Origin of the sequence: Pectobacterium artocarpous, from assembly GCF_046159765.1 — a bacterium.
Classification (GTDB): Bacteria; Pseudomonadota; Gammaproteobacteria; order Enterobacterales; family Enterobacteriaceae; genus Pectobacterium.
Window position 1 is genome coordinate 1 of sequence record NZ_JBJXVK010000073.1, and the last position, 255, is coordinate 255.

The following is a 255-nucleotide window of genomic DNA, read 5'->3' on the forward strand; positions in this document are numbered from 1 at the left end:
GATTGAAAATTGAAAATTAGATCCAAATTGAATTTGCAATCTTCAATCTTCAATCTGGAATTTACCCTCTGGCCTGCTTCTTGAACGCCAGCGGCGTCTTGCCGGCAATCCTTTTGAAAATTCGGTTAAAGTTCGAGGCATTCGTGAATCCCGAGCGACTGGCAATCTGGTCCACCGCAAGTTCCTGGCGTATCAGCATCTGGCAGGCGTTGCTCACGCGAACTTCGTTGAGAAAGTTCACATACGTCTTGCGCG

General features: G+C 47.5%; 1 protein-coding gene. It reads right to left on the minus strand.

Features of this window, described 5'->3' with window-relative positions; translation table 11 throughout:
- Positions 1–61 precede the first annotated feature (61 nt).
- Positions 62–255 (minus strand): helix-turn-helix domain-containing protein (locus tag ACKQAD_RS20310; protein WP_409161762.1); only part of this gene is annotated, 194 nt, incomplete at its 5' end.